Source organism: Idiomarina fontislapidosi (genome assembly GCF_003226255.1).
Lineage (GTDB): Bacteria > Pseudomonadota > Gammaproteobacteria > Enterobacterales > Alteromonadaceae > Idiomarina > Idiomarina fontislapidosi.
Genome location: NZ_QJST01000021.1, coordinates 1 through 7,566 on the forward strand (window position 1 = coordinate 1; position 7,566 = coordinate 7,566).

The 7,566-nt window shown below is 44.2% G+C and carries 9 protein-coding genes; 1 reads left to right on the forward strand and 8 read right to left on the reverse strand.

Annotated elements, in window-relative coordinates; translation table 11 throughout:
• Positions 1-430: 430 nt before the first annotated feature.
• From DFP83_RS13030 to DFP83_RS13065, 8 genes are all read right to left on the reverse strand, one after another.
• Positions 431-1,030, reverse strand: a complete 600-nt coding sequence (locus tag DFP83_RS13030; protein WP_110576450.1) for an RHS repeat-associated core domain-containing protein — start codon at positions 1,028-1,030, stop codon at positions 431-433.
• Between the two features lie 121 nt (positions 1,031-1,151).
• Positions 1,152-1,592, reverse strand: a complete 441-nt coding sequence (locus tag DFP83_RS13035) for a helix-turn-helix domain-containing protein (RefSeq protein WP_110576452.1) — start codon at positions 1,590-1,592, stop codon at positions 1,152-1,154.
• A 9-nt stretch (positions 1,593-1,601) separates the two neighbouring features.
• On the reverse strand, positions 1,602-1,943 hold the full coding sequence (locus DFP83_RS13040) for a DUF4258 domain-containing protein (protein WP_110576454.1): 342 nt from the start codon (positions 1,941-1,943) through the stop codon (positions 1,602-1,604).
• Between the two features lie 72 nt (positions 1,944-2,015).
• The gene (locus DFP83_RS13045) at positions 2,016-2,969 is read right to left on the reverse strand and encodes a tyrosine-type recombinase/integrase (RefSeq protein ID WP_110576456.1); all 954 of its coding nucleotides are present in this window, start codon (positions 2,967-2,969) and stop codon (positions 2,016-2,018) included.
• Positions 2,950-3,438 (reverse strand): hypothetical protein, encoded by a 489-nt coding sequence (locus tag DFP83_RS13050; RefSeq protein WP_110576458.1) that lies wholly within the window; start codon positions 3,436-3,438, stop codon positions 2,950-2,952. Before DFP83_RS13050 ends, DFP83_RS13045 begins: the two co-directional genes overlap by 20 nt.
• Positions 3,435-4,187 carry an IS21-like element helper ATPase IstB gene (gene istB, locus DFP83_RS13055; RefSeq protein WP_110576460.1) on the reverse strand — a complete coding sequence of 251 codons (753 nt, stop codon included), beginning with the start codon at positions 4,185-4,187 and terminating at the stop codon, positions 3,435-3,437. Before istB ends, DFP83_RS13050 begins: the two co-directional genes overlap by 4 nt.
• The gene (locus DFP83_RS13060; RefSeq protein WP_110576462.1) at positions 4,177-5,727 is read right to left on the reverse strand and encodes a Mu transposase domain-containing protein; all 1,551 of its coding nucleotides are present in this window, start codon (positions 5,725-5,727) and stop codon (positions 4,177-4,179) included. The genes istB and DFP83_RS13060 overlap by 11 nt, the downstream gene beginning before the upstream one ends.
• 210 nt (positions 5,728-5,937) lie before the next feature.
• The gene (locus tag DFP83_RS13065; protein WP_110576464.1) at positions 5,938-6,195 is read right to left on the reverse strand and encodes a hypothetical protein; all 258 of its coding nucleotides are present in this window, start codon (positions 6,193-6,195) and stop codon (positions 5,938-5,940) included.
• Between the two features lie 176 nt (positions 6,196-6,371).
• On the opposite strand from DFP83_RS13065, the gene DFP83_RS13070 reads away from it, so the two are divergent.
• Positions 6,372-7,256: a hypothetical protein gene (locus DFP83_RS13070; protein ID WP_110576466.1), complete on the forward strand. Its 885-nt coding sequence runs from the start codon at positions 6,372-6,374 to the stop codon at positions 7,254-7,256.
• Positions 7,257-7,566: the final 310 nt, after the last annotated feature.

Genomic DNA, 7,566 nt, shown 5'->3' on the forward strand with positions numbered 1-7,566 from the left:
TTTAAAGCGGCATCCATGTCGAAATTGGTTTTGGTCATATGTCATCTCTTTTTTTGCTTAGTTTAACGAAATGACACAGAATTATGAACACTACCGCGTCAGTTTTTAACAACGTCCTGCATAAAGGCAGGACTAACATTACTAATTACTTTTACTCAGTTTCATAATTGATAAGACCGAAAACACTATGGCCAGAATGATATAGATGCCTACAATGAGAGGGCTTTTTATCATATTTATATAAAAGTCAAAATCTAATAGGAAGCTCGTGTCATTTCTGTCGTCGATTAATGCCACAAAAACTGCAAGCAACAAAAACACTAAAAACAGCAAACTCGCTTTCCAAATTCCAGATTTTATGCACTTAAAATAAAGGTTCATACGATCTCATTTTCTGCAATATTAACTCGATTAATTTCACAATCTATAACTAGTTGCAGTCGTCTCCGACACACGTATTAGAAGCCGCTTGATTTATAACTTCTTGAGTGCCTGTAACAATTAGTTCGGCTGTAGCTTTACCTCCAGCGAGACTTCCTGCTGGCCCTAAATTTGTTGAGTTTGTTAGGGCTTTCACCGCTTTTTCTCCCGCTACACCACCAATTACCGTGCCTGCGGCACTCACACCAGACGCTTCCGCAACATCTTGTTGTATGGGGTCACCATTCGCCGTATTTTCAACCATCTGGGTCAATCCGCCCCCGACAGCAGCAACACCAGCGGAGGGAGTAAGTACTGTCGCCGCAGCCTCAGCACCTGTAAGTCCAATTTTTGTAGCGGCAGCACCAGCTAATCCACCTGTTGCGCCTACTGCCGCGCCAGTTAGCGTAGCAGCTCCAACAGTTGACCAATTTATTTGCTTATCACCAGTAAAAGCTTGAACAGCTATTGATGAAAGTCCTCCAATTGCTCCTCCGATAGCAGCTCCCAACAATCCAAATTCGCCATCCGGGTCAACATATTTATATGGATTATTGTTTGCGTATGTATATCTGCCAAATCCATGAGCAATACTATTACCACGTTGCATGTGGCCCAACGCATCCGCCCGATAACTGGATCATAGTATCGTGCCTGCATATAAATTAGTACGATGTAGGAACCAGAATTTATATAGGACAGCCCTCATAATCTGACCCGCCCTAAAGTATCTAGGCGGCAACTTCCCAGTGATCTTCTATTTCCTCTAGGCGAATTACTTTTGCAGCTTCCTCTGCTTCTGTATCCGCCAGTAGATCAAGAAAATAGCTCACTGGATTATTTTTTTCTTGGCTTTCCATGTACAGAGTTCTTAAAGCCGCATCTGTAGTTCGAGGAATTTTTGTCTTGCCTTTTTCATAACGGGCGATTGTCTGCTCATCTACACCAAAACGTGTCCCAAGCATTTTCTGAGAAATATTCATCTCAATACGCAAAAACTTAAACTCTTCATTCGTAAGTGGTTTTCTGCTGTCCACAACAGCCTGTCCTATCGCTCTATGCAGCCCATTCATATCATCAATGCTTGTATACTCTTCACCATCGATGTGTTCAACGGTAAAACCATTTTTGAGATATATATTTGATAAACCGCTTTCAATGTAATGGTACATACCAACCTCTTAATCGAGCCATACAGTTACCAGAACTGACATAGGACTGTCATGATGATTCTTAAGTGCAACAGTCAATTCAATAACCTTGCCTGCTGCTAACCCTTTCAAGTTAAATTTCCAGTCTCCGTTCACTTCTGGATACGGGCCTTCTCTGAATACTGAATGCTTACTCTTAAGTAAGGTGATTATTTGTCCAGTAGTAACCCCTCGCTCCCTCATGCGTTCCTTGACGTGATTGCTCCATCGAATCCTGTGAGTATAATTCGTTGCCAGATCATTCATTATCTTTCTGGCGGTTTCCTCCGACAGAGGAAATTCGTTTACGCCTTTAGGGTTGTTTTTATTCATCAAAAACCTATCAACCTGATACCTATCATTTTGATAGGTTGAATGCACAATGTCAACTATTGTTTTAAATCATCAAAACAACCCGCTACCGCCTCGCGCTGAGGGATGAGTGTCCTGATAGACTTGAGAAAGTTTCTTACGGCTTACATGCGTGTACAATTGAGTTGTCAGAATACTTGCATGGCCAAGCATCTCTTGAATATGCCTTAAATCTGCACCATTATCCAGCATCGTTGTCGCTGTGTTATGGCGGTACAGGTGACAAGCTCCGGTGCGGTCAAACCCGGTAAGTTTCACATATTGAGAAGCCATGTCTGACAGCTTTCCCGGTATGTAGCGCTTCCCATTGTTCGCCAGAAATAACGCTTTCCCGGAACCAATGAAGGCAAACATGGGGCGGATTTTTCCGATGTAGAACGCGACCCATTCACAGCCCCGCTGACTGATTGGCACTAGGCGCTCTTTCTTTCCCTTCCCATGAACACGAACGAGCTTTGCTGAGAAATCAATATCGTCAACATTGAGCTTAACAAGCTCACCGCGACGTATGCCTGTCGCAAAAAAGGTTTCGAGTATTGCCCTGTCGCGCAGTCCTTTAATGCCGAACAGCAGCGGTTGCTCAAGTATGACTTCGATTTCCTCCTCGGTGTAGAGTGCTTTGGGGATCTGCTCACCTTTTGATGGAAGCTCAATATTCTGAAGGGGATTAGCCGATAGTAACCCTTTAATGTACAGGTACTTCACAAAGGTTTTCACGAACGTCAGAAGATTACGCTTCTGTGCTGCGCACAGGGGTTTATTGTCCAATGGCTTTCGATAAGCATTGAGATACGCCGCATAGCCATCCATCAGGTCTAAATTGATTTGGTCTATGCGAGTAACGTTACGCCCCAAGCACCAGAGAAAAAACTTTTTAAGCCCGCTGCGCTTGCCTCTGATGGTATCTGAGCTTTGCCCCTTGGCGAGACAAAGCTCAAAATAGTACTTGGCACATCGCCAGATACGCTTAGTGGAAGGCTTGACCATGAATAAGCTCTCTGGCAAGTGATAGCCCGACGTCCACAAAAGCGTTCGGCTCAGGCCGTCGCCAATAGACAACCAGTTTATCAGAGGTACGAACCCTTCCGACACGATAACCAACCGCAGAAATGACACTCCCGTTTTCATGATACGTCGGAAACACAACACAGCCCCTGAACAGTTCGTGTCCAGTTGCGCGCACTAATCCAGCGCGTTGAAGGCTTCCTCTTATCGCGGCTCCCTCATAGGTTCTTGCCTTCGGGATATGTTTGCCCATGGTACGATCACAATATCCAACCGAAAAATGTTCCTTCACATCGTTGTCGATAGCGCAGCTTTTAGCGACGAATTGCTGTGCTAGCTCGCTTTGCTGATAACGTTGGCGGTAATAATCGAATGCTTGCTGAATATTCAACTCGTCAAGATTGAGTTGACCCAGTACGTTCAAGTACGGGTTGGTAGATGACATATTCATTTCGCGCTCCCCCGAAGTCCCAGTAACTTCCTGATCGACTCTCCTTTTAGAACAATCTTGTGAGCACTATGGACAATCCGATCAAGCGTAGAATCTGCAACGGTTGCATCACCGAAGGCATCATGCCACTCAACAATTGCAAATTGCGATGTGATCAACAGGGACGAGTTTTGGTCACGCTTCTCAATCAACTCAAAAAGTGAATGGCGCTCGGTCACTGATAAAGGTGCGGTTCCCCAATCATCAATGATAAGAAGTGGTGCTTTCTCGACTTTCCTTCTGAACGTTGCGGCTCGCTTATCTGTGTCTGCGGCAGCAAGGTTAAGGATCAGCGTTTTAAAACGGCAGTGAATAGCAGGAATGCCACTTGATATAACAGCATTACCGAAAGCGCTTGCCAAGGACGTTTTACCTGTTCCTGTCGGCCCTGTGATAATGATATGACGGTGATTTTTCAGCCACTCAAGTTCAGCCAGCTCCTTGACAACAGCAGGCTTTAGAGAAGGCATAAGGGAGTAGTTAATATCGCCGATGGAAGCAGCGGGAAAACGTATTGCGGCTTGCTTCATCATCCTTGCGGTACGTGCATTTGATGTGACATTAAGCTGCTCAACAACTAGCTCATCCAATCGCTGAAAAAAGCCTTTGTCCTCATAATTGTCGTTGCCGAACTGTTGCTTAAGAGCGCTGACCATACCGTGGAGCTTTAACTCTGACAGATTAGACGTTATCTTATTTTTAAGCATCATAGTTATCTCCGTAGTAGTCTCTACCGCGAATGTTGCCGTGCAATTCAACACGATACGGAAGGTTTTCGAAGCCACCCTCCGCCTTTTGAGCGCTAATAATCAATTCGATTTCACTGGGCTTATCCATGTCATGACGAAGCGCATATTCACACGCTTGGTTCACAAGGTTACTCCCTTGTTTTTGAACCAAATTCATTAGTGCTCGACAGCGTTTAGCGATGGGCCGGGACTGCGGGTTCTTTGTCTGCGAGTACCAGCTCTCAACAATTGCCTGAACTTGTTCACCAGTGTCCTCAGCCCACTTAATATTGGCCTTTTTGTCACACATACTGAAATCGGCCAGATGCTCGGCTGACATGTGCTCAGGAATGGTCGTAGACCCACCTTTGTTTTTGCTTAATTGGTGCTTATAAACAAAACGGTTTTGGTGATAGATGTCGATTTCATTTTGAGTCACGACGATATCAACGGACTCTCCAGCAAGCGTATATGGTACGGAATAGTCATGGTTACCATATTCAAAATGGTAATCCGGTTTGACGCGTTTAACTTGGCGATCAGTTACCATACGGTAAGGGGTCGCTGGGCAAGGGCGCAACGCACCCCGCTCATTTTCCTCAAAGAGATCGTTGCGTGAAATATCAAACCCTTGGAAGCACTCATTATTGAGCTTCTCGACTTCTTTTAGAATGTACTGATTGATCTCGTTTATGTCGAAAAACGTCATGTTCAACATCGGCACTAAAACACGCTGTGTAATAAACTTGACCCCATTTTCTACCAAGGACTTATCTTGGGGGTGACCGACGCGACAGGTGTTGATCAAACAGCCGTAGTGCTCAGCCCAGAACATCACGTTATCAACGAGATTAGCTACAAGACCCGGCTCGCTGACTAGGGCTATTGCGTTGTCCATTGTCACCGTTTCAGTACAACCGTCGAAGTAAGTGACGGCTTTTGTCATACCGTCAATCCAATTAACTGTCTTTTCTCCTTCTGTTGCGAAAGCAAATAATTTCTTTGACGCACCTAACGTGGCGACAAAGATTTTCACCCATACTTTCTCGCCACCGACCTTGTAAAATACCTTTGTGCCTGCATAGTCGATATACATATGTTCGCCAGCCACATGATGCTGCTTCATAACTATCTTGACGCGCTTCATGACTTTATTGAGCATCCGAAAGTAGTGGGTCTTGCTCATAGCCGTTGCCGGGTCGATAGCCCGGTATTCAAGGTAAAGAACAGTTCTTCTTTTACGTTTGCCTCGCGCTTCGCTTAACTCGCGTAGCGCTTCGTTGTAGTCTGGCTCACGTTTACAAGATGTCCGATGGTCGGAGTACAAAAGCACTTCGACAACCTCTTTATTGCTTAGCTGCTCAAGTAACAGATGATCGATCTTGAGTTTTTGACAACGCTTGTTAAGACGGTGCGTTGCTGAAGGCGATGCCCCAGCGATAGCCGCCTGCTCTCTGACAGTGATGTCGGGCTTCACGAACTTAGCCCTCACGACGGCTCGGATAGTGCTGACATTCATCATTTTGATGTCCTCTCAATAGGTAAAAAGAGGCGCAGGCGACCAAAGCTTTCTTTTCAAGAGCAGAAAACTTGACAAATGTCACATCAAGAACAATGATTCAGTATCGAGTTTCGATTCGATGCTCAACCACAAAGCCCTTTAGAGTTGCCGCTCTGAGGGCTTTTGTCCTATTTGCGCCAATAAAATTTTTTAGTTAGCGAATTACATTGCTCAGTCCTCTCTCGCGCAGGCTTGGCTAGCCAAAAATTTACAGACATCTCTCACCAGCGCAAATCGTCCTCTTCTGTTAGGAAGCTCAAAAATATGCACGGGCAACGTTTGCCTTTGAATGGCTTGTTTCACCGCAGCCACGCTTCGGTAGTTCAAAACTCGCTGTAATTGCTCAATGGTGAGAATTGGTGAGCCGTATAACTTCAATAAATCTTGCTCAAGCTGCATGGCCAAAAATTCTCGTTCTTCGTCACTCAATGTTTGTCATCCTCCATATCAAACTAACGGTGACAATTAGCCTATACTCAAAATTTGAAATAAACATTGTCGATTTATTAACCAGATTCGTCCTGATGACTCAATGAGCGGAGGTACTTAATATGCTGTACTTATTGAAAATTCGTTTAAGATTCTTCAAATAGAAAGGTCAGTGAATGAATAATACTTCATCTATTGAACTCAATAATTTCTGGAGTTGGGAGGCTTTTTACCCACTGACTGAGGACAGGCGCACGGAGATAAAAAGTCGATATTTGGCGTTGTCCCCAGTAATGCGGTCGGTTGCAGGACAGATTGCTATTCAGAGGCATCTCGAAGAAAATAACCATCCTTCAATGGTGCGTTTCATCGAATCATTGGACTACGATTCAAAAGATACTACCCAACTGAAATATCCAAACTTTTGGTACAAGTTATTTGCTGGCAGAGCAATGACACAGTCGAATACCATCGACTTATTCTTTGATGGTGTGAATTATCCAACCGCCAATATCTTAAAGCACCCGCTTTGGTCTTTGATCGACCATCGAGTTACGATAGAGTCATCGCTGAAGCAGTTTGCAATTCAATACGGAGGGAAATTATTTAGAAAGCTGTTTAGCTGGCACTGCTTAGATGAAATACCGCTCAGCGCTTTAAAGCAATCGTACCCTAGTCAAAGGCAAACACAGTTTGAAGCGAGATCACTCGACTCGCTCAACGCACTGCTTTTTATCACACTCAATCAAATCCGAGAGTGTAAGCATTTACGGCCAACGACAGCCGAGCAATATGCTTATGCACTTTTTCTATTTTTGTTTGGCTATAAATACCGAACACTGAAAATGCTGGATATGGGAATAATGCTCAACGAACTGCTGACACCATCTTCTTCGTCGGGTGATAGAGACCAATTCGAGCAAAGACTATCCTCAGATCTAAGACGAATTATAGAGATCGGGCTTAGTTTGCCCCCTACATTTAGCGACGAAGCAGAAAGTATTTTTTGTACCAAAACACTTCATTGGATCTTGGCTAATAACCATCCTTGCTTCAAATAAACCTGTCAATTTCGACTGACAAATACTTCACTCACACAAATAGTTTTTGTTCCACTTTGATGGTTTTCGTGTTCCACCTTAATGTCATCAAGCGTTTCTCTTAAAGGTGCTGAGATGTCCCTTTCCATGGGAATATCTAGGTGGAAATTACCGCCCAAATGGCACACCTTGATACCCAAAATGGCACAGTAAGAGATTTTAAGGCGGAACACGAATGTAACTATCCCGTAAAATAATACAGCTCACTCGTAGAATTTCTTTTAAACTAAAACAAAGGAGTTTTACGATGAGCAAACGAATGACTGAAAGC